Annotated in this window: 23 protein-coding genes; 22 read left to right on the top strand and 1 reads right to left on the bottom strand. The window is 32.7% G+C overall.

Annotation, left to right across the window (positions count from 1 at the left end; genetic code table 11):
* The first annotated feature begins 11 nt into the window (after positions 1 to 11).
* From arcC to KQI42_RS02945, 6 genes are all read left to right on the top strand, one after another.
* Positions 12 to 917, top strand: a complete 906-nt coding sequence (gene arcC / locus KQI42_RS02970; RefSeq protein ID WP_216516592.1) for a carbamate kinase — start codon at positions 12 to 14, stop codon at positions 915 to 917.
* Positions 918 to 1,308: 391 nt separating this feature from the next.
* Complete coding sequence (locus KQI42_RS02965; RefSeq protein WP_216516590.1) at positions 1,309 to 3,381, top strand: 5'-nucleotidase C-terminal domain-containing protein; 2,073 nt, start codon at positions 1,309 to 1,311, stop codon at positions 3,379 to 3,381.
* Positions 3,382 to 3,531: 150 nt separating this feature from the next.
* The gene (locus KQI42_RS02960) at positions 3,532 to 3,978 is read left to right on the top strand and encodes a hypothetical protein (protein ID WP_216516589.1); all 447 of its coding nucleotides are present in this window, start codon (positions 3,532 to 3,534) and stop codon (positions 3,976 to 3,978) included.
* 288 nt (positions 3,979 to 4,266) lie between these two features.
* Positions 4,267 to 5,556, top strand: a complete 1,290-nt coding sequence (gene guaD, locus KQI42_RS02955) for a guanine deaminase (RefSeq protein WP_216516586.1) — start codon at positions 4,267 to 4,269, stop codon at positions 5,554 to 5,556.
* Between the two features lie 227 nt (positions 5,557 to 5,783).
* Complete coding sequence (locus KQI42_RS02950; protein WP_216516584.1) at positions 5,784 to 7,457, top strand: PucR family transcriptional regulator; 1,674 nt, start codon at positions 5,784 to 5,786, stop codon at positions 7,455 to 7,457.
* 160 nt (positions 7,458 to 7,617) lie between these two features.
* Positions 7,618 to 8,940, top strand: a complete 1,323-nt coding sequence (locus KQI42_RS02945; protein ID WP_216516581.1) for a nucleobase:cation symporter-2 family protein — start codon at positions 7,618 to 7,620, stop codon at positions 8,938 to 8,940.
* Positions 8,941 to 8,984: 44 nt separating this feature from the next.
* Here KQI42_RS02945 and KQI42_RS02940 read toward each other — a convergent pair whose 3' ends face one another.
* Entirely contained in the window at positions 8,985 to 9,677 is a 693-nt protein-coding gene (locus tag KQI42_RS02940; RefSeq protein ID WP_216516579.1) for a cyclase family protein, read from the bottom strand.
* A gap of 214 nt (positions 9,678 to 9,891) precedes the next feature.
* On the opposite strand from KQI42_RS02940, the gene allB reads away from it, so the two are divergent.
* The 16 genes from allB (at position 9,892) to KQI42_RS21205 (ending at position 23,107) form a co-directional block, all read left to right on the top strand.
* The gene (gene allB / locus KQI42_RS02935; protein ID WP_216516576.1) at positions 9,892 to 11,304 is read left to right on the top strand and encodes an allantoinase AllB; all 1,413 of its coding nucleotides are present in this window, start codon (positions 9,892 to 9,894) and stop codon (positions 11,302 to 11,304) included.
* An 11-nt stretch (positions 11,305 to 11,315) separates the two neighbouring features.
* Entirely contained in the window at positions 11,316 to 11,918 is a 603-nt protein-coding gene (locus KQI42_RS02930; RefSeq protein ID WP_216516574.1) for a cysteine hydrolase family protein, read from the top strand.
* A gap of 49 nt (positions 11,919 to 11,967) precedes the next feature.
* Complete coding sequence (locus KQI42_RS02925; RefSeq protein WP_216516572.1) at positions 11,968 to 12,525, top strand: UbiX family flavin prenyltransferase; 558 nt, start codon at positions 11,968 to 11,970, stop codon at positions 12,523 to 12,525.
* Between the two features lie 16 nt (positions 12,526 to 12,541).
* A complete protein-coding gene (locus tag KQI42_RS02920; protein ID WP_216516570.1) occupies positions 12,542 to 13,882 on the top strand; it encodes a UbiD family decarboxylase in 1,341 nt (446 codons plus the stop codon).
* 15 nt (positions 13,883 to 13,897) lie between these two features.
* Positions 13,898 to 14,161 (top strand): BMC domain-containing protein, encoded by a 264-nt coding sequence (locus tag KQI42_RS02915; protein ID WP_216516568.1) that lies wholly within the window; start codon positions 13,898 to 13,900, stop codon positions 14,159 to 14,161.
* Positions 14,162 to 14,181: 20 nt separating this feature from the next.
* Positions 14,182 to 14,406 (top strand): hypothetical protein, encoded by a 225-nt coding sequence (locus tag KQI42_RS02910; RefSeq protein WP_216516566.1) that lies wholly within the window; start codon positions 14,182 to 14,184, stop codon positions 14,404 to 14,406.
* Between the two features lie 21 nt (positions 14,407 to 14,427).
* Positions 14,428 to 14,793 carry a BMC domain-containing protein gene (locus KQI42_RS02905; RefSeq protein ID WP_216516564.1) on the top strand — a complete coding sequence of 122 codons (366 nt, stop codon included), beginning with the start codon at positions 14,428 to 14,430 and terminating at the stop codon, positions 14,791 to 14,793.
* A 3-nt stretch (positions 14,794 to 14,796) separates the two neighbouring features.
* Positions 14,797 to 15,075 (top strand): BMC domain-containing protein, encoded by a 279-nt coding sequence (locus tag KQI42_RS02900; protein ID WP_216516562.1) that lies wholly within the window; start codon positions 14,797 to 14,799, stop codon positions 15,073 to 15,075.
* A gap of 19 nt (positions 15,076 to 15,094) precedes the next feature.
* On the top strand, positions 15,095 to 15,835 hold the full coding sequence (locus KQI42_RS02895) for a flavoprotein (RefSeq protein WP_216516561.1): 741 nt from the start codon (positions 15,095 to 15,097) through the stop codon (positions 15,833 to 15,835).
* A gap of 15 nt (positions 15,836 to 15,850) precedes the next feature.
* Entirely contained in the window at positions 15,851 to 16,138 is a 288-nt protein-coding gene (locus KQI42_RS02890; RefSeq protein WP_216516560.1) for a EutN/CcmL family microcompartment protein, read from the top strand.
* A 9-nt stretch (positions 16,139 to 16,147) separates the two neighbouring features.
* Complete coding sequence (gene ade, locus KQI42_RS02885) at positions 16,148 to 17,968, top strand: adenine deaminase (protein ID WP_216516559.1); 1,821 nt, start codon at positions 16,148 to 16,150, stop codon at positions 17,966 to 17,968.
* Positions 17,969 to 18,138: 170 nt separating this feature from the next.
* Positions 18,139 to 19,455, top strand: a complete 1,317-nt coding sequence (locus KQI42_RS02880) for an NCS2 family permease (RefSeq protein WP_216516558.1) — start codon at positions 18,139 to 18,141, stop codon at positions 19,453 to 19,455.
* Positions 19,456 to 19,527: 72 nt separating this feature from the next.
* Positions 19,528 to 20,409 carry an FAD binding domain-containing protein gene (locus KQI42_RS02875; RefSeq protein WP_216516557.1) on the top strand — a complete coding sequence of 294 codons (882 nt, stop codon included), beginning with the start codon at positions 19,528 to 19,530 and terminating at the stop codon, positions 20,407 to 20,409.
* Complete coding sequence (locus KQI42_RS02870) at positions 20,384 to 20,860, top strand: (2Fe-2S)-binding protein (protein WP_216516555.1); 477 nt, start codon at positions 20,384 to 20,386, stop codon at positions 20,858 to 20,860. The genes KQI42_RS02875 and KQI42_RS02870 overlap by 26 nt, the downstream gene beginning before the upstream one ends.
* Entirely contained in the window at positions 20,860 to 22,122 is a 1,263-nt protein-coding gene (locus KQI42_RS21210) for a xanthine dehydrogenase family protein molybdopterin-binding subunit (RefSeq protein ID WP_216516553.1), read from the top strand. Before KQI42_RS02870 ends, KQI42_RS21210 begins: the two co-directional genes overlap by 1 nt.
* Position 22,123: 1 nt before the next feature.
* Positions 22,124 to 23,107, top strand: coding sequence for a xanthine dehydrogenase family protein molybdopterin-binding subunit (locus tag KQI42_RS21205; RefSeq protein WP_216516550.1), 984 nt, complete (start codon positions 22,124 to 22,126; stop codon positions 23,105 to 23,107).
* The last annotated feature ends 52 nt before the right edge of the window (positions 23,108 to 23,159 follow it).

Raw genomic sequence — 23,159 nt, 5'->3', positions numbered from 1 at the left:
GGAGGCAGATTATGAGTAGAATATTAATTGCTTTAGGTGGTAATGCATTAGGTGAAACTCCAAAGGAGCAGCTACAAATAGCTAAGGAAACGGCAAAACCAATAGTCGATCTTATTGAGAAAGGACATGAAGTTATAATTGCCCATGGAAATGGACCCCAAGTAGGAATGATTAATTTAGCTATGGAAGGAACTTCTATGCCTTTTCCAGAATGTGTTGCAATGAGTCAGGGATATATTGGATATCATCTTCAAAATGGAATATATGAGGAATTAAATAGAAGAAATATAAAGAAACATGTAGCTACTATTGTGACTCAAGTAGTAATAGATGAAAATGATGAGGCATTAAAAAATCCCACAAAACCCATAGGGAAATTTTATTCTAAAGATGAAGCAGAAACTCTATTAGTAGAAAAAGGATATACGATGGTAGAAGATTCTGGGAGAGGATATAGAAGAGTAGTACCTTCACCTAAACCTATAGATATTGTAGAAAAAGAATCTATAAGAACTTTAGTAGAAAGTGGACATATTGTTATAACTGTAGGAGGGGGAGGAATTCCTGTAGTTAGAGAAGGATTTGCTTATAACGGAATTAATTGTGTAATAGACAAGGATTTTGCCAGTGAGAAAATCGCTGAGTTAATAGCTGCTGATTATCTATTTATTTTAACAGCTGTAGATAGAATCGCTATTAATTTTGGTAAGAAGGATCAAATTGACTTAGAAAAGATGTCAGTAGAGGAAGCTTATAAATATATTGAAGAAGAACAATTTGCTCCAGGAAGTATGCTTCCAAAAGTAATGGCAGCAATAAAGTTTGCTGAATCTAAAAAAGGAAGACAAGCTATAATAGCTTCACTAGAAAAAGCAAAAGAAGCTTTAATCGGAGAAAGTGGAACAATAATATATTAAAATATATGTGAAACTATTTTTAAAGGATCAGAAGAACATTTAAAAAATAAAAGAGTCTATTTTAATCTATTACCTTTACCTATGATAAATATTTATCATAGGTAAAGGTAATATTGTTCAATTTGGTACTCCAAAAGAGGTTTATTTTTATCCTGCAAATGGATATGTTGCATTATTTAGTGGCAAGGAGACTAATGGATTTGAAATAGGAGATACTAGTAACATTAAAATTGAGCATAAAATTCATATATAGATAACTTCTATTCAATGTCCAGTACCACAATAAGGAAGTTATTATTATTTTTCTGTAAATTGTATGTCGTACTATGCAGGATAATATAGATTTATGTCGAATACATAAGTTATAAAAATAACTAATGGAGGGATTTATATGAATATAAGAAAGAGAACGGTATCGTTAATTCTCGCTCTAGCTATTATATTATCAATAGTTCCAGGAGTAATGGCAGATAGTATATTTACAGATATTGATGATAGTATCTATAAAGAAGCTATATTAAATTTAAATAAAAAGGGAATTATAGTAACACCTAAAGATGGAAAGTTTAGACCAGATGATGTTTTAACTAAAGCAGAAGTATCTGCATTAATGGTTAGAGCTTTTAATCTACCAGAAATATTTCCACTAGATGTGGAAGAAAAAATAGAGAAAAAATATACATATGTAGATACGCTAGGAGTAATAGATGATGGATTTGTAGTAAATTCTGCAGAAGACATAAAATCTCATTGGGGAGAAAAATGGATTGAGGGTTTGATAAAAGTTAGAGCAATTGGAGTAGACAAGAATGGAAACTTTAATCCAAAGACTGCTGTAACTAAAGAAGAATTTTTCAATATACTAGGTAAAGTATTATTTGGTGTAGATGAAAAGGTAGATTATGTTGAAGAGTTAAAGAAGTTAAATATTTTCCCTGAAGAATATATAACATCAAAGGAGAATATAAGTAGAGAAGAAGCAGCTGGAATGTTAGATATTTTAGTTTCAAATCCAGAGTTCAAAGTTATAACTATATTAGCTACATCAGACATCCATGGGCATATAACACCATATACACCAAGTGGAGCTAATAGACCTATTGGCGGAATGGCAAAGATGAAGAAATTAGTTGATGATGTTAGAAGTCGTCAGCCAAATACTTTATTAGTAGACATAGGAGATGCTCCTTATAATACAAATGTGGCTAACTTATTTGAAGGAAAACCAGTTATTGAGCTAATGAATATGATGGGATATGATGCCATGACTTTGGGAAACCATGATTTTGATTTTCCACAAGATGTGATGGAAAGAAATGCAAAACTAGCTAATTTTCCATTTTTATCAGCAAATACTTATTACAATGAAAAATATCCTGATTATTTAAAACCCTCTATAATTAAAGAAGTAGGCGGAATAAAAGTTGGTATAGTAGGAGTAGTAGACCATAATAGTGGCTTCTATACTCATCCAAACAATGTTAAAGGTATAGAGTTTAAAAATCATTTTGATTCGGCTAAAAAAGAGATTGAAGCTATAAAAGACAAGGTAGATTTAATAATAGTATTAGGACATTTACACACAGATAACGGAGTATTACCAGAAAAGGTAGATGGAATAGACCTTATGTTTGGTGGAGGAACTGATATCGTTGCTTATCCAGAAAAGATCAAGGATTCTTGGTTAATTTCTTCAGGAAAACATGCGGAGCTTGTATCTCAAACAAATGTAAATATGCTTAATGGGAAAAAATTAGGATTTAATTTTGGACATGTTTTTATGACTGAAAATCTAGAAGAAGATAGTGAAGCAGTTAAACTAACGGAAAAATATACTAAAGAGTTAGACGCTAAAATGGAAGAAATTGTAGGAACTACAAAAGTAGCTTTAGATGGAGAAAGAGGAACTACAAGACGTAAAGAATCCAACTTAGCCAATGTAATAGCTGATAGTTTAGTAGAAATAACAGGAGCAGATGCAGCTTTATTAAATGGTGGTGGAGTTAGAGCTAGTATCCAAGAAGGAAATATTACATTAAAAGATGTTTATACAGTACTTCCTTTTGATAATGCAGTAGTGCTTTTAGAAATGGAAGGTAAAACTTTAAAAGCTGCTTTAGAGCATGGAGTTTCTCAATATCCAAGTGCAGCAGGATCATTCTTACAAGTATCAGGAATCTCCTATACTTTTGATGCAAATAAGGAAGTGGGAGAAAGAATAGTTGACATTAAGGTAAATGGTAAAGATCTAGAAATGGATAAGAAATATAAAGTGGCTGCTAATGACTTTTTAAGTGGTGGAGGAGATAAATTTACTATGCTTAAAGATGATGCAGAATTATTACAAAAGACTAAATTTTATTTAAGAGATAGTTTTAAAGAATATTTATTAAATCATAAAACTATAGAACCAAAGACTGAAGGACGTATTATTATATTAAACGAAGTCGTTCATGAAGATTAAAAGTGTATAATAAAGCCAGCTCTTAGGAGCTGGTTTTATCAGTATTTTTAATATAAAAGAAATGGGCATGAAATTATTTTAAGTACTTTTTCCATAAGATATTATGATATAATAAATTTAAGGGAATAATACGAGAGAGGAGGTAAATCTATGGATGACAAAACTTTTGAACTGCTGGAAAAAATGTATTCTGAGTTTTTAAGTTTTAAAAATGAAATGACAGGTTTTAAAGAAAGATCGGAGAGATTTCAAGATGAGATGACAGAATTTAAAAACGATATGACGGAATTTAGAACTGATATGACAGAATTTAAGAGTGAAATGACAGAATTCAAAAGCGATATGACAAAATTCAAAGACGATACTACCTCTAGACTTACTAGGATTGAAATGAATCAGGAAAGTATGGAAAAAGACATCAAGACTATAATAGAAGTTCAAGTAAATCATATGGAACAGAATGAAAAACAACATAAGGAAATGATGGACACCTTTGATGGGAAAATAGAAGTTATGGAAGCTGCTATAAGACATATAGCAGGACAGACTACAATGAATACTGCAGAATTAACTACTTTAAAGAAAAAGTTAGCATAGATTAAAATGATACATTAAATAAATAGTTATATAAATAATAAGTTAGTGATTAAAACTAGCTTATTTTTTTTATTATAGAAAAGATTAAATTATTAAATATTCATAAAATTTTATAACACTTTAAATTAGAAAAGAAAAGTTTTTATAGTAAACTAACAAGGCTTATTTTTTTATATTATGATATTATATAACAGATTCAATTTTGTATTAAAAATGGATATATTAAACAGCTTAGAAAATTTATTAAAGTAACCAATTTTATTATTAAAAATCCAAGGAGTGATGAATATGAAACAAAAGGAAGATAAAATAATACTTAAAGGTGACATAGTTTTTACTCCGACTAAAGAAAAATTTGAAATTCACAAAGACTCTTATATAGTAGCAGAAAATGGGAAGGTAGTAGGAATATTTAAAGAATTAGAAGAGAAATACCAACATTACGTTATAAAAGATTTTAGTAATAAGATTATAATACCAGGGTTTATAGATTTACATCTTCATGCTCCCCAATATCCCAATAGGGGATTAGGGTTAGATAAGGAACTTTTACCGTGGCTTGAAACTTATACATTTCCAGAAGAAAAGAAGTATGAAGACATTCAGTATGGAAAAAAAGTTTATACTAAGTTGATTAGAGAGTTATGGAGAGTTGGAACTACTCGCTGTGTAATATTTAGCAGTATACATAAAGAAAGTACAAAGCTTTTATTTGATTTATTCATAAAATCTGGATTAGGAGCATATATAGGAAAGGTAAACATGGATAGAAATTCTCCTGATTATATTACGGAGGATACAAAAAAATCAATTGTAGATACAGAAGAAATAGTAATAGAATATAAAGATAAATCAGATTTAGTAAAACCCATTATTGCTCCAAGATTTGCCCCTGTATGTACTGTAGAACTCCTTGAAAGTTTAGGCTATCTTGCATCTAAATACAATCTACCCGTTGAATCTCACCTTAGTGAAAACATAGGAGAATTAGCATGGGTTAAGGAATTGTATCCAGAGTTTGCTAATTATGCAAGTGTGTACAATCAATATGGTTTGTTTGGTCAGACTAAAACTGTTATGGGTCATTGCATATATAATACTGAAGAAGAAATAGAATTAATGGCTAAGAATGGAGTATATGCTGCCCATTGTCCTCATTCAAATTTTGATCTTTCTAGTGGAATTATGCCAGTAAGAAAGTTCTTAGATAAAGGTGTACCTTTAGGTTTAGGTACAGATATGGCAGGAGGACATTGTATAAGTATGGCGGACGTTATGGTGGCAGCTATCCAAAGTTCAAAGATGAAATGGCTCGAAACTAATAAAGAACTTCAACCAATTACTATTAGTGAAGCTTTTTTCTTAGGAACAAAAGGTGGAGGAAGTTTCTTTGGTAAAGTTGGAAGCTTTGAAGAAGGCTATGAGTTAGATGCTTTAATAATAGATGACTCTTCGCTGGCAGATATAGAGCCCCTATCCTTAGAAGAAAGAATACAAAAGTTTATCTATATTGGAGATGATAGAAATATAGTTGAGAGATACATAAGAGGAAGAAAGGTTGAAGAACCCGAATTTTAACTATTATCTTTATAAAGATAAGTTAATAGGTGATTAAAAAATAAATTTATATATTTCAGAATATTGAGTAGATAATAATTTCCTTAAGTGCTATAATTTTAACGAAGGAGTATTATAAGGGAAATTAATATGAGCTCATGAAAGTATTAAGTTTATTTTCTAGTTATCAAAAGAGATTATGGGGAAGATTTAAAATTACTATATTTTAAATTTAAGGAGTAGGTACCATGACTGGGCAAAATGGAATTAGTGTTGAAGATATGTTGAAGTTAGAGGTTATGGGAGATTCTAATTTAATTGCTGGATCTAAAGGTGCTAGAAATACAATAACTAGAGTAAATATTATGGCAGATCCAGATATAATTGACTGGGTAAGTGAAGGGGAATTTTTGTTAACAACTGCATATTTTTTTAAAAAAGAAAATGCTGAAGTACAGAAAAATCTTATCGAAGAATGTTCAAAGAAGAAGCTTTCTGGTATTGGAATAAAAGTGCATCCTTATTTAGATTTTCTTTCACAGGAAGTTATAGATCTTGCGGATGAATTAGGCTTTCCTTTAATAGATATCCACTATTCCATACCTTTATCAGATGTAATGCTGTCTACAATTAAAGCAATATTCAATAAACAAGCCTCCTTGCTGGAAAGAATAGAGAAAGTCCATGGAAGATTTATAAATGTAATGCTTAATGGAAATGGAATAGAAGAATTAACTAAAATAGTCGAAGAAAATATTAAGAATCCTGTAATATTAAAATTAAATTTTTCCCACGATACCATTGAGCAGTTGGAAAACGTAGATGATATTACAAGAAATCAAATTCGGGAAGATGTAAAGCGATTTTATAATCCAAATAGTAGTAAAAGTAAGTTGAAAAAATTAGATGAAGAGAAAATGCTCATAAATGGAAAGTATGTTAAAAGAATGGTCATGCCAATAGTTGTTAAAGACAATGTATATGGCCATATATTTTCTTGGTCAACAAATACGCCCTTAGGTGGTTTTGATTTATCCATTATAGAAAGTGCAACAACTACTATAGCTTTAGCGGTATTGCAGGAGCTTTCTATTAAAGAAATAGAGATAAGATATAGATCCGAGTATTTTGAGGATTTAATTTCCGTAGATTCAAAGAGAAAGAGAAAAGCTTTGGAGAGGGCACGATTTTTTAACTTAAATCCTAGTGATTATTATGTAATAGAAGTAATGAGCTTCAAGTTTAAATTTGATAAACAAGAAAATGATGAATATTCTATAGACTTTATTCAAGATTACATTAATAGGACTGTCACAACGGTAGAAGAAATAATAGATTATTTTAAAATAGAGGGAATCGTGGCAAGCAAGATGAATGGAATTCAAATACTATTAGGATTTAAAGACAAAAAGTCTATTGATGACAGACTAAGAAGATTTAATGATATGATAGTTGAAAAATTAGGCGAAAAATTTAAGAACTTAGAAGTAAAGATTGGAGTAGGTAGGGCTTATAAAGGACTTATCAATGTAAGTAAAAGCTTTGCAGATGCTATAAAAACCATAAGGACTGGAAGAATCCTTACAGAAAGACAAGTAGTCTACTTTGATGATTTAGGTATATTTAAAATATTGTGTCAGGACTTTTTAACAGAAGAATTAGAGGATTTTTATGCAACTACTTTAAAACCTCTAGTAGATTATGATAATAAAAAATCCACAGAATTAGTTAAAACTTTAGAAGCTTATTTTATGTTTAATGGGAATCTAACAAGGATGTCTGAACATTTGTATACCCATTATAACACTATTTTATATAGAATTAATAGAATCAATGAAATAACAGGAATGAATTTAGATGATTCAAATGATAGATTAAATCTTGAAATTGCTTTGAAGATTAGAGAACTTTTAGTAAAATAGAGCATAGATAAAAGCCTTGGAGAATAAAAAATATCCAAGGCTTTTATCTATGCTCTTTTAAAATTATTGTAGAATAATAACAAAGACTTTTTCATAAAGATATATAATCATATTAGAGTGGGAGTGTGGTAAAGTATAAAATTGTTTTAGGAGGGGTTAGATGTCTAATGATATTTTAGAAGAAAAAGTGGGGTCTGAGCTAATATATCGCATCAATGATAAACCACCATTAAAAATCGCTATAGCATTAGCCATTCAAAACATTATGGCAGCTTTCAGCGGAATTGTAGCAGTACCTTTAGTAGTAGGGCAGGCATTAGGATTATCACCAGCGGATATGACTTTTATGGTAAGTGCTACATTGTTTGCATCTGGATTAGCGACGCTTATTCAATCTCATGGAGTAGGTCCAATAGGTTCAAGATTACCTTGCATTATGGGGACTGATTTTACTTTTGTAGGGCCTGGAATTGCAGTAGGTACAGCCTTTGGATTACCTGCATATTTTGGAGCCACTATATTTGGTTCTTTTTTAGAAATGATTTTAAGTCGGCTTATTAAACCTCTCAGAAGATTCTTTCCACCTGCAGTTACAGGAATAGTTGTTACTTTAATAGGACTAACTATGCTTCCTGTAGCTGTTGACTGGTCTGCTGGAGGATCGGGAGTTTCAGACTATGGTAGTTTGAAATACATATTATTATCTTTCATAGTTATGGCTATTATTGTTTTATTAAATCAAAGTGGCAAAGGATTTTTTAGTGTTGGAGCCATTCTTATTGGTATTATATCTGGGTATATTATATCTATTCCTATGGGTTTATTGGATATTACACCAGTGAAAGAAGCAGCATGGCTTTCTTTCCCTAGACCTTTTAAATTTGGAATTGATGTAAATATAACTGCTATTCTAACTTTTTTACCTGCCTATATTGTTACAGCTATAGAAACCATAGGAGATTTGATATCAGTAGCTTCTGCTAGTGAACATGAAATAACTGGTGATGAATTATCAGCAGGAATATTATCAGATGGTGTGGGAAGTTTTTTGGCTGGTATTTTTAATGCAGGACCTCATACATCTTTTAGTCAAAATGTAGGGATTATACCTCTAACAGGAGTTGCTAGTAGATATGTAGTAATGCTATCTGGAATAATACTTATGTTATCAGGAATCTTTCCCAAGTTAGGAGCATTAGTAGCTATAATGCCTAATCCTGTTTTAGGGGGAGCTGGTATTATGATGTTTGGTATGATAGCAGTTGGTGGATTAAAGATATTAAAAGATGTAAACTTTAATAGACGAAATAGTTTGATTGTAGCAATAGCTATTGGTTTGGGATTATCCGTTGTATATAGACCTGAAATTTTAAATAATTTCCCAAAAGCTTTTTCAACCATATTCCAATCAGGAATGACTACGGGAACTATTACAGCAATAATATTAAATATGATACTTCCAGGTGGAGAAAAAGCAGCATAATAAAGATAAAAAAATGCCTAGACCATTCAACGTCTAGGCATTTTTTATTCTTTCACTAAGGCTACTGCTCTAATGGGGGAACCTGACCCATCTCTAATCTTTAGTGGAAGCCCGATGTATAAAAATCTTTTATTTACCAGTTTGTCTAAATTACACAAATTCTCCGTATTAGTTATGTCATATTCTCCACAGATCATATGGGCAGAAAAATTCAAATCTTCAGGATGATCAACAGAAGGTGAATCTACTCCAATGTTTACCACACCTTTTTCAGCCAACCATTTAGCTCCTTCATAGCTAAGACCAGCATAAGTAGTTTGCCATTTATTAGTATCAAAATTTCTATCAAAATGGCCTGTATATAGGAGAACAATATCTCCTTTTTTTATTTCCTGTCCAGATCTTTCAACTGCTTCCTCTAAATCTTTTGGCTCAATATATCTTGTTTCTGGTACGTGAGTTAAATCGATGCATATAGCACTACCCCAAAAATATTCTAAAGGCATTTTGTCAATAGTTGCACCAGTAGGTTTATACTCCCATACAGCATCACAATGGGTTCCACAGTGTTCACTTAAGAGAAGATTTCTTGCAGAGAACCCTAAAGCAGTGCTTCCAGTGTCTTTCATGTTTTTTTCATGAGACATATTTGTCATTATGAAAGTTTTCTGATGCATTGGAAATACAGACATTCCCTCATATATTTCCTGTGATAAGTCTATTAATTTTAAACTCATAACTCTACTACCCCCTTTAATACTAATTATATTAATTGAATAGGAGAGATAGTATATATAAAATATACAAACTGATTATTGAATATTTACAAAATTACTTAAGCATATAGAGAGTAAATAAATAATTTTTATAGTAAACTAACAAGGTTTATTTCAAAATATTATGTTATTATATAAAAAATTTATCATAGCATTAAAAAAAGGGGGTTTTAAAATGTATGATCTAATAATTAAAAATGCAAGGATACCACAAGGGGATGAAATGATTTTAACAAATATTCTAGTAAAAGATGAAAAAATAGCAGGTTTTATAGATGAAATTGATGGAATAGAAGTAAAAGAGGTAATAGATGCAAAAGGATTTTTAACACTACCAGGTTGTATAGATTCTCATACTCACTTTATGGATCCAGGATTTACCCATAGAGAAAATTTCTTAACAGGTACTTCTGGAGCTGCTGCAGGAGGTGTAACCACTATTATAGATATGCCTTGCTGTTCTGTTCCATCTGTAAGAAGCGTATCTCAACTTGAAAACAAAATAGAAAAAATAAGGGATAAGGCTATCGTAGACTATGGTTTCTGGGGAGGAGTAACAGGAGAAGATGTAAGGGAAGGTTGGCTACATAATGTAAAAGAGCAGGCAGATTATGGAGTTATAGGGTTTAAAGTTTATATGACTCCATCGGTTCCAACTTATCCTAGAGTTACAGATCCAGAAATGCATGAAGCCTTTAAAGCAGTAGCAGAAACTGGATTACCTATAGGAATACATGCAGAGAACTTTGCTATGTGTGACTATTATGTGAAAAAGTTCCAAAAAGATGGAAGAATGGATGGGCCAGCTTGGGCAGAAGCAAGGATGGAATTAGCAGAAAAAGTTGCTATTCAATTAGGTATAAGTTTTGCAGAAGATACTGGTGCAAGACTTCATATAGTTCATATGAGTACGGGAATTGGAGCAAAACTTGTTAAAGAAGCAAAGATGAGAGGGATAAATGTAACTAGCGAAACTTGTCCTCATTATCTAACATTAAACTATAAAGAAGCTATGGATAAGTATGGAGCTTTTGCTAAAATTGCACCTCCTATAAGAGCCAAAAAGGACAACGAAGAATTATGGAATGGAATAATAGACGGTAGTGTAGACTTCATAGCTACAGATCATGCTCCTTACAATGTAGAATCAGAAAAAGATAAAGAAGGAATGAATATCTGGACAGCATTCCCAGGAATACCTGGAGTAGAAACTATGGTTCCTATTATAATAAGCGAAGGATATAACAAAGGTAGAATTACTTTATCTAAGCTTGTAGAAATATTGAGTACCAATGCTGCTAAACATTATGGAATATATCCAAAGAAAGGGAGCTTAAATATAGGAGCAGATGCAGACTTTACTATTATTGATCTAGATAAGGAATGGACTATAGAAAAAGAAAAAATGTATTGTCTTGCTAAATATACTCCATTCGACGGCTTTAAACTAAAAGGAAAAGTAGATAAAACTTTAGTACGTGGAAAGGTAGTATTTGATGAAAGTCAAGGAATTACAGTAGTAGAAGGCTATGGAAAGATAATAAAAAGGCAAAGTATACAAAAATTAGATAGAACTATAAGATTTTAAGGAGGAATAATATGTCTAGACACGCTATTTTAGTTATAGATATGTTGAATGATTTTGTGGGAGAAAAGGCTCCTTTAAGATGTCCTGGAGGAGAAGAGATAGTCCCTAATCTTCAAAACCTTTTTCAATGGGTTAGAAGTAGGAAAGGTGATGACGTACAGTTAGTGTTCATACAGGAAGCTCATAGAGAAAATGATGCGGATTTTAGAGTTAGACCCGTTCACGCAGTAAAGGGAACTTGGGGTTCCGATTTTATACCAGAATTATATCCTGAAAAAGGAGAATATATTGTTCAAAAAAGAAGACATAGTGGATTCCAACATACAGACTTAGATTTATTTTTGAGAGAAGAAAATATCGACACAGTAGTAGTTACTGGAGTTTGGACCAATGTTTGTGTAAGAAGTACTGCTACAGATGCCTTGGCAAAAGCTTATAGAGTAATTACTTTAAGTGATGGCTGTGCATCAAAGACTAAAGAAATGCATGAATATGGGCTTAATGATCTGAGTATCTTCTCAAAAGTAATGACTATAGACGAATATGTTCAATCTTGGGAAAAAGGACTAGACCCTTGGAAAGGTGGGGGTGACAGAGAAAATAAAGTAGAATAAAGCCTATAGGGTATTTACCCTATAGGTTCCATGAAAGAGAGGAAAGGAAATGAAAGTAGTAGTTGGAATTTCTGGAGGAAGTGGGTCAATATATGCTATTTCACTTCTAAAGGCACTTAAAGAATTGAATATAGAAACTCATTTAGTAGTATCCACTATGGGAGAGTATGTTACAGAACATGAGTGTGGTGTAACTATAGAAGAATTAAAGAATCTAGCTACTTATTTTCACGATAACAAAAATTTTGCAGCTCCTATAGCAAGTGGCTCTTTTAAAATAGATAGTATGGTAGTTCTTCCTTGTTCAATGAAAACCTTAGCTGGAATTGCAAACGGTTTTGCAGACGGTCTTCTAATTAGGGCCTGTGATGTGACTATCAAGGAAGGAAGAAAGTTAATACTTGTACCTAGAGAGACCCCTTTAAGTCCTATACACTTAGAGAATATGTTAAAACTATCTAAAATAGGAGTAACCATTTTTCCACCTAGTCCTGGGTTTTATAACCATCCTGAGACCATTGAAGATATAGTATTAAACATGACAGGTAGAATACTGGATATGATAGGAATAGACAATAACTTAGTGAATAGATGGAAGGGTTTATAGAAAGGAGGGCAGCTTTTTGCTTAGATCTACATTAGAGAAATTGGAAAAAATGAATCAGCTTCTTATATGTGAAAGAGAAGTAAACTCTGAGTATGAATTAGGTGCAGTGCTTAAACATTTTGAAAATAAAAGACCTATATTATTCAATAAAGTAAAAGGAAGTCCTGTAAAAGTAGTTGGAGGATTGTATGGAGATAGGGAAGTTTTTTATAACCTTCTCAACATAAATCATGAAAATAGATTGTTTACCTTTATGGATGTAATAGCCAACTCTAAACCTTATAAATTGGTTAGCAATGGTCCCATAAAAGAGAATATCATAGATAAAAACATAGATTTATCTAAAATCTTTCCTATTCCTAAATTCCAAGAAAAAGATTCTTCAAGTTTCATTACAGCTGGAATACTGGTAGTTAAAGATCCAGATACGGGAAGACATTTTACATCTGTGAGAAGGTTTCAAATAAATGGCAAAAACGAAGTTTCAGCTCTTATAGCTTCACCAAAGCTTACCAATGATTTTTTAGAATTAGAAAAATTAAATAAACCTATGGATATAGCAATAATTCTTGGATATGATGCACCATTTTTATTGGCAAGCCAAATAAGCAGTTTTACTTATGGAGTAGATAAATATGAGGTGGATAGTGCTCTGAGGGGGAGACCTTTAGAATTAGTAAAATGTGAAACTGTTGACCTTCTTGTACCAGCCTATAGTGAAATAGTTCTAGAAGGGAAAATCATACCAAACAAAAGGAAAATTGAAGGGCCTTTTGGAGAATTGATGGGATATTATGGAGAGGCGGCAAATCATCCAATTATTGAAATAGACTTAGTTATGCATAGAAACAACCCTATATTTCAAGTGGCATTTCCTTGTAGAGAAGAGCATTTATCCAATGGACTTATTAGAGAAGTAGAATTATATAATTCCCTTAGAAATCAAGTAGATGTAGGAGATGTTTATGTAACAGAAGGTGGAGGATATAGGTTTAATGCTTTTGTATCTATAAACAAACATCAAGAAGGTGACGGCAAAAGTGCTATTATAGCAGCTTTAGGATCTAATAAAGATTTAAAACAGGTAGTTATAGTAGATGAAGATGTAGATATATTTAGTTTAAAGGAAATTGAATGGGCTATTACTACAAGATCTCAGGCTAGCGAAGATTTGGTAGTTATAAAAGGGGGCTTAGGTTCGTCCTTAGAGCCGTCTCACGGAATAAGGGGAGTAACGGATAAGGTAGGAATAGATGCAACAAAGCCTCTAGGAGAAAAAGGTTTAAAATTTGAGAGAGCTATAATTCCAAATTACGAAAACATAGATATTCATAAATATTTTCCAAATATAGAATAAAGAAGGTGAAGCATAATGAGGGAAGCTATAGGAATGGTTGAAACCAGAAGCCTTATAGCAGCTATAGAGGCAGCAGATACAATGAGTAAGTCTGCGAATATAAAAATAATAGATTTTCAGATTGTAGGTTCAGGATTAGTTTCGGTAACGGTTTCGGGGGAGGTAGCAGCAGTAAAAGCAGCAGTAGATAGTGGTAAGGAGAAGGCAGCAACGGTAGCAGAAGTAGTTTCAGCCAATGTAATTCCAAGACCTCATGAAGAAGTGGATAAAATATTATAGCTTAATGGTGGTGAAAAGTTATGGTTAATCCATTAGCTAGGGTTTACATGAATAATGTGATAAACAAAACTAGCTCTACTAAGAAATCTGATTTAAAAGAAAATAAAGCAGATAATTTAACGTCTAAGGAAGAAAAGTTGATATTAGAAATAATAAGAGGAGAAAGAGAAGTAAAGGAAAATAAAGCTGTAGCTCCTATATTGACTTTAGATGAAGTAGTTGAAAAGATTAAGAGTAGCCGTTAATTTATAGGACGGAGGTGTAGTATGAATAAAGCATTAGGTCTTATTGAGACCATAGGACTTACTACTGCTGTTACAGCAGTAGATGCAGCTAGTAAAGCAGCTGATGTAACCTTAATAGGAGTAGAGAAGGTAATAGGGGTAGAAAAAGCAGTAGGAGTAACTATTCAGCTGGCTGGAGAAGTAGCAGCAGTAAGAGCAGCGGTAGATGCAGGAGTGGAGGCAGCTAACAGAATAGGTACAGTAGTTTCAAGTCATGTAATACCTAGACCCCATGATGAAGTAGATACTCTTATAGAAAAATTTTCTAAGAATTTAAAAATAAAAGAAAATAAAGTAGAAAATAAAAAGAAAAATAAAGATAAAGAAAACAAAAATAAGGAGGAATAAAGCATGAGTCAAGCATTAGGATTAGTTGAAACTAAAGGATTGGTAGGTTCAATTGAAGCTGCTGATGCTATGGTAAAGGCAGCTAATGTAACACTAATAGGCTATGAGAAAATAGGCTTTGGGCTTGTAACTGTAATGGTAAGAGGAGATGTAGGGGCAGTAAAGGCAGCAGTAGATGCAGGGGCAGAAGCGGCAAGAGCTGTTGGAGAATTACACTCTGTTCATGTAATACCAAGACCTCATTCAGAAGTAGAAAGAGTGATACTAAAAAATTATGAATAATCCCTTTGGGGTGTGCTAAATGAATAAAAATAGATTAACTCTAAATGTATTGGACAGTATATCCAAGAAGATTAATAAAAGTAATTCCTTAAATTCAAATAATAAAGTACTAATCCTTATTACAGGTTCATTTTTTGAATTAGATGAAAAAATAAAGGAACTAAAAAGACTAAAGGGCAATAATATTGATATTTCCTTAGGATTTTCTTTTATGGCCGAAAAAATATTAGATATAAATAATATAATCGATTCTTTAAATCCCTTAAAGGTATATAGAGAGGAAGATATATTTAATATTCACAATATAATAAAGGACTACTCAAAAATAGTAGTACCTAATATCACTATAAATACTATTTCAAAAGTATCTTTAGGAATGGTAGATAGTTTTGTATCAAATTTGATTTGGAGTTTTTTATATATGAATAAAGAAGTATATATAGATTTTACTTCTTTAAAGACATATATGGGAGAACCGTGTAAAAATGCAGAAATAGATACTATGATAGATGATTATACAAGTAAGGTAAAAAAAATGGGCGGATTAGAAATAGAGAAAGGAAATTATCTAGAAAAGATATTCTATGGGGAGAATATGAGCGGAAAGATAGATAGTCTAAATAAGGTAATAACAGAAAGGGATATAATGAACTATTCAAATACAAATAAGTTTATTTTAGTGCCAAAAGGGACTATCTTAACTCCTTTGGCAAAAGATAGGGCTAAAGAGCGGGGAATAGAAATAAAGATAGAGACTTAAAGAGGTGATGGTAATATGTATATCGGGAAAGTAGTTGGTACAGTAGTGGCAACAAGGAAAGATGATAGACTTATAGGCAGTAAGCTAATGATTACCCAGCCTCTCAACGGAAAATTAGAATCTATAGGAGAACCCTTAATTGCTGTAGATACAGTAGGAGCTGGAATCGGAGAACTAATAATATATGTAAAAGGAACAGCTGCTAGAATTGCAGCAAAAAAAATGGAATCTCCTATAGATATATCCATAGTAGGTATAATTGATGAAATAGATATTCATAATGACCTATTAAATAAAGAATAGGAGGGAGGCATGGAATTGCATAATACTTTTTATTTAAAAATGGCAGTTGAGTACAGGAAATTAATAGATGTTCTTATGAGCAGCAAAGAGTATGCAGATGTAGTTCTTCATAAAGGAGAAGTAATAAATGTTATAACAAGAGAAGTATATAAGGCTGATATTGCCATTAAAGATAAGTATATTTTGTTAGTAGGTGACTGTAGAGATTTAATAGGACCCGATACTTTGGTTATTGATGTGGAAGGGAAATACTTATCCCCAGGCTTTATAGATTCTCATATGCATTTTGAAAGTAGCATGCTTACGATTACTGAATTTTCTAGACTCTCAATTCCTTCAGGGACCACCACCCTAGTAGCAGATCCTCATGAAATCGGAAATGCATTAGGCTCTATTGGTATGAAAGCTATGGCTGATGAAATAGATAACGTTCCTAATAATGTGTACTTAGTAGTACCAGCTTTAACTCCAGATTGTCCAAACTTAGAAACTGCAGGATATGATATAACTTCAAAGGATATGGAAGATTTATTAAACTATAAGCACATAATTGGAATAGGAGAACTACAGGGATTTAGCAATGCTAAACATGTTTATAGAAATACTCCTGAAATAGTTACAGATTTAGTTTCTTCAACAATATATGCAAGAAGTAAAGGAATGATAGTAGATGGAAATGCACCTGAATTATTTGGAAAAGATTTAGCAGCTCATATAATCTCAACGGGAGGAAAATGTTCTTGCCATGAAACTACTACAAAAGAGGAAGCTATAGAGAAACTAAGACAAGGAGTTTATCTATTTATGAGGGAAGGCTCAACTCAAAGAAACATGGCAGAATGTATTAGAGCAGTTACAGAAGAAGGGTTGGACTCTAGAAGATGTATATTAGCCACCGATGACATGGTATCTGCGGATTTACAGACATTAGGACATATGAATGAAATAATTAAGAGAACTATAAAAGAAGGGGTAAGCCCTGTAGAAGCAATACAGATGGCTACTATAAATCCAGCTACTTATTTTGGGTTTGACCATGTAGGAGTTCTTGCTCCTGGGAAAATGGCAGATATAGCGATAATAGAAGATTTAGAAGAAATGACTGTAGAGGGAGTCTTTATTCAAGGAAAGTTAGTAGCTTCTAAAGGAGAACTTCTAATAGACCTACCTAAATATACTTATCCTGAAGAAGTAAAAAAATCTGTTAAAAGAGGACCTATTACCGAGAAGGATTTAGAGATTGAAGCTCAAGGCTCTACAGCTAGAGTTAGATGTATAGAGCTTATACCAGATCAAAATTTAACAGGAAAATTAGAAGAAACATTAAGGATATATGGAGGAATAGCTAAGCCTGATACATCTACAGATACACTAGAAATAGCCTGCATAGAAAGATATGGTAGAAATGGCAACATAGGTAAAGCTTTTGTCAAGGGGTTTGGAATGAAAGAGGGGGCTTTTGCAGAAAGTGTTGCTCATGATACCCACAATATTATAGTGGTAGGAACAAATGTAAAGGATATGACTTTAGCCGTTAACAGGGTTATAGAAATAGGAGGAGGCATAGCCATAGCAAATAAAGGGAGAATTCTTTCAGATATGAGGTTACCAGTAGGTGGACTTATAACAGATGAATTAATGGGGAATGAGGTAAGTGAAAAAATTGCAGAATTAGAGAGGATAGTTTCCAAAGAATTAGGTTGTAAAGTACATGCTCCATTTATGCATCTATCTTTCTTAACTCTATCTACAAGTCCTTCTTGGAAAATTACTGACAAGGGTTTAATAGACGTAAATAATTTTGAGGTTCTATCTCCAGTAGTAAAGTAAAAAAGGCTTGTATTGAAGCATTAATACACTAAGGAGGCTTTTTTTGAAACCCATTACGGAAAGTTTAAATTAAGGAAAAGTAGGACTTTCCTATGGGTTATAAAAAACTGTATAAATATTAAAGGAAAAGGAGGGTAGGAAATTTAGAATTAAAACAAAGGGGGAGTTGTATGTCTAGTAAAGCAGTTAGTAATGAAGGATTCTTGGAAAGAAGATTCAAACTTAGTGAGCACAACACAGATATAAAGACTGAAATTATAGCAGGAGTTACTACATTTATGACTATGGCTTATATTCTAGTGGTTAACCCTTTGACTCTGGCAGATGCAGGAATGGATAAAGGAGGAGTTTTCACAGCCACAGCTTTGTCTGCAGTTATTGCCACTCTGATTATGGCCTTCTATGCTAACTATCCTTTTGCCTTAGCACCAGGTATGGGACTTAATGCTTTTTTCGCTTATACAGTAGTAATAAAAATGGGATATTCTTGGGAAACGGCATTAACAGCAGTATTTCTAGAAGGAGTTATATTTATCCTTCTTTCACTAATTAAAGCTAGAGAAGCTATATTTGAAGCTATTCCTACTAATTTAAAAAATGCCGTATCCGTAGGAATAGGGTTATTTATAGCCTTCATAGGCTTATCGTCAGCAGGAATAGTGCAACAGGGGGGAGCAATACTTGAATTAGGAAATCTAAAGTCACCAAGTGCGGTACTTGCAATTATAGGTCTTGTAATTATGGGAGTATTATTGGCTAAGAAAGTTAAGGGAGCACTTCTTATAGGAATAATAACTACTACCTTAATTGGAATACCAATGGGAGTAACTCCTATTCCAGAAGGGATAATTGGACTTCCTCCTTCTTTAACAAATGTAGCATTTAAATTTGACTGGACAAAAGTATTTACTGGCGAAATGCTTATAGTAGTATTTACCTTTCTATTTGTAGATATTTTTGATACAGTAGGAACCTTAGTAGGAGTGGCTTCAAAGGCAGATATGCTTGATGAAGAAGGAAAACTTCCTAAAGTAAGTCATGCTTTACTTGCTGATGCAGTAGGAACTATAGCTGGTGCTTGTTTAGGAACTAGTACAGTAACTACATATGTAGAAAGTGCATCAGGTGTAGCTGAAGGAGGTAGAACAGGACTTACAGCATTATCTACTGCTTGTATGTTTGCTTTGGCACTTTTATTTGCTCCAATATTTATTATAGTGCCGAAAGCTGCAACAGCACCAGCATTAATAATGGTAGGGCTTTTCATGATGAGTCCAATAAAAAAGATAGATTTAGAAGATTTTACAGAAGCAATACCAGCATTTTTAACTATTATTATGATGCCTTTAGCTTATAGCATTGCAGAAGGAATTGTATTTGGAATGGTATCTTATGTACTTTTAAAAGTACTTATTGGAAAGTGGAAAGATGTATCTTTTGTAATGTATATACTATCAATACTATTTGTAGTAAAGCAATTCTTCTAAAAAGTGCCACCTTCCAATGAAAGGTGGCACTTTCCAAGAATCTATCTTCTGAATCGGAGGAGGCATGAAATAATGGAATTACAGGAAGTTTATAAAGGAGAAAATGTAAATGAGATCATAAGGGTTTTATCTATATATAAAAATGAAGCAAAGATAATAGCAGGCGGAACAGACATAATTATAGATTTGAGAAATGAAAAGATTTCGCCTAAAGTTTTAATAGATATTTCAAATACTAGGGAACTTTCCTATATAAAAGAGGAAGGAGAATTTATTGAAATAGGAGGAGCCACTACATTTACTCAATTAATAGAAAATCCATTAATACAAGAAAACTTGCAAGGACTTAAAAAAGCTTGCAGCCTTGTAGGTTCTCCTCAAATAAGAAATAAGGGAACTATTGGAGGAAATATTGCTAATGGTTCTTCAGCAGCAGATTCTATACCCCCTTTAATTTGTTTAAATAGCACTATTACTCTAGTAAGCACTAGGGGAAAGAGAGAAGTATATTTAGAAGATCTTTACACAGATATGAATAAAACTATAAGAGAAGATGAACTCCTTACCAATATTCGTTTTAAAAAACCTAAACCAGAGCAGATACTTACATTTTCTAAACTAGGTCTTAGAAAAGCTTTGGCTATTTCTCGGATGTCTATAAGTACTCTTCTAGAAATCAATAAAAAAGGAGTGTTTAAAGCCATAAAAATTGCCAGTGGTTCTTTAGGTAAGTATCCTATGAGGGAATTAGAAGTAGAAGAGTTTCTTCTAGAGAAATCTCCAGATGAAAAAACCATATATAAAGCAGCAAAGATTCTTCAAGAGTCTATGGGCAAAAGGTTAAAGGGAAGATCAACTTTGCCTTACAAAAGAGAAGCTGTTATAGGAGTATTTAGGGAAGCTGTTGAAGAAGGGGTGAATTGGTCCTGTGAAAGAAATAAAATTAAAGGTTAACGGCATAGATTATATACTAAATATAGATGAAGATATAAGACTTATAGATTTATTGAGAGATAAGCTTAGATTAACTGGAACGAAAGAAGGGTGCGGTGAGGGAGAGTGTGGAGCCTGTACTGTAATAATGGATGGAGTCTCTGTTAACTCTTGCTTGGTTATGGCTTTTCAAGCTGATGGAAGTAATATTTTAACCATAGAAGGATTAGAAGAAGAGGGTAAATTACATCCAATTCAAAAAGCTTTCATAGAAGAAGGAGCTATTCAATGCGGATATTGTACTCCTGGCATGATTATGTCTGTAAAAGCTCTTTTAGATAAGCAGCCTTACCCTAGTAGGGAAGAAATAAGAAAAGGAATATCTGGAAATCTATGTAGATGTACAGGATATAACAAAATAGTAGATGCAACAGAAATGGCTATTAAATATATAAAAGAGGAGGGGGTATAGTGAATTTAAATATAGTGGGAAAAGATATTCTTAGAGTAGACGGACTAAGTAAAGTAACGGGAAAAGCATTATATCCTCAAGATTTATATATAGATGATATGATTTATGGAAAAACTTTAAGATCGGATAAATCTCATGCTTATATAGAGGTAGATATTAAAGAAGCTGAGAAGATAAAAGGAATAATAAAAATTTTTACTTATAAAGATGTTCCAATTAATCACTATGGAGTTGTATTTAAAGACCATGAAGTTTTTTGCAGAGAAAAAGTAAGGCAAATAGGAGATCCTATTGCTTTTGTTGTTGGAGAAAATGAGAGAGTTTGTAAAGAAGCTTTAAAAAAGATAAAAGTATATTATGAAGAAATAGAAGGGGTATTTAACCCCATAGATGCTATGAGAGAAGATTCCCCAAAGATTCATGGAGATACGAATATAGTCTATCATTATAAATTGAAAAAGGGAAATATAGAGGAAGGCTATAGTAACAGTTATGTAGTAGTAGAAAATACCTACAAAACTCACATGGTGGATCATGCCTTTCTCCAGCCAGAAGCAGGATTGGCTTTTGTTGATAAAGAAAATATTTTAACAGTTATGGTAGCCACCCAATATCCTCATTATGATAGAGAAGAAGTAGCAGCAGCCCTTAATTTGTCACAAGAAGAAGTAAAAATAATAAATACCAATGTAGGAGGGGCCTTTGGAGGAAGAGAAGACATAAGTCTTCAGATTCATTTGGCTTTAGCGGCATATACACTCAAGAAGCCCGTAAAAGCTATATATTCTAGAGAAGAATCATTTATAGCACACTCTAAACGCCATCCTTTAATTATGAAATATAAGACAGGTGCAGATAAGAATGGATACTTACAAATAATGGAAGCTGAAATAATAGGAGACACAGGAGCCTATGCTTCCTGGGCAACTAATGTATTGAGAAAATCAGGGGTTCATGCCACAGGACCATACTTTATACCCAATGTAAAAGTAGATAGCTATGCTGTTTATACAAATAACCTTTTTGCTGGAGCTATGAGGGGATTTGGAGCTACTCAAGTACCTGTAGCTCATGAACAACAGATGGATATATTAGCAGAAAAATTGGGAATAGATCCTATTTCTATAAGAATGAAAAATATATTTAAAAAAGGATCTGTATCGGCTACTGGGCAGATAATGTTGGAAAGTGTTCCTATTGATAGATGTATAGAAGAAGTAGTAAAGAATATTGGTTTCTCCATGAGTGTAGGGAGGGGATAAAATGAAAAAGAAAGGAGTGGGGATAGGTATATCTTTTTATGGAATAGGATATGGTAATGGGTTTCCAGATGTATCTAAGGCAGTAGTAAGGCTTCTAGATGGGGGAAAGATAGGAATATATACTGGAGCTACAGAAGTGGGGCAAGGTTCAAAAACAGTCTTATCACAAATTGGAGCAGAAACTCTAAAAATAGATTCAAAGGATATATTGTTCATATGTGAAGATACTAGCCTTATGCCGGATTCAGGAACTACTGCTGCCAGTAGACAAACCTATAATACTGGAAATGCTATAAAGACTGCTTGTGAGAAATTTAGAGAAGAGTTATTAGACGCAGCTCAAAGAGAATTAGGATTAAACTCTGTTTCTGGATTGACTATGGAAAAGGGAGAAATATATTTAAACTTTTTTCCACACAAAAGGATTTCTTTTAAAGAATTAAGTAAGACTTATAAAGATAATCCAATAGAAGTAGAAGGAATATTTACTGCCCAAACTGTAGAAATGGATTCAGAAACAGGACAGGGGGCGCCTTACTGGCCTTATACTTTTAATGCCTGTGGAGTGGAAGTTGAAGTGGATACATTAACAGGAAAAGTAGAAATTTTAAAGGCAGTTTTTGCTCAAGATACAGGAAGAGCTATAAACCCTAAGTTAGTAGAAGGACAGATGGATGGTGGTTTTGCCATGGCTTTAGGTTATGCCTTGTTTGAAGATTTAGAAATAGATAAGGGCAGGATAAAAAACAATAAGTTTTCAAAATATCTTATTCCTACAGCAATGGATATGATAGATGTAAAAAACATTATAATAGAAGATCCAGAAAATACAGCACCTTATGGTGCAAAAGGTATAGGAGAATCCGTTACTATTCCTATAACACCTGCCATATTAAATGCTATATACGATGCGGTAGGAGTAAGAATTACTGAAATACCAGTAACTCCTTCACGATTGTTAAAGGTTTTGGCAGATAAGGCATAAGAGAGAAGGATTTAAATTTAATATAACTTTTAATTTTTAAAAAATAAAGGGG

The organism is Tissierella simiarum (assembly GCF_018917865.1).
Classification (GTDB): Bacteria; Bacillota; Clostridia; order Tissierellales; family Tissierellaceae; genus Tissierella_C; species Tissierella_C simiarum.
The sequence above is the reverse complement of the archived record's forward strand: the minus strand, read 5'-3'. Positions and strand labels throughout refer to the sequence as shown.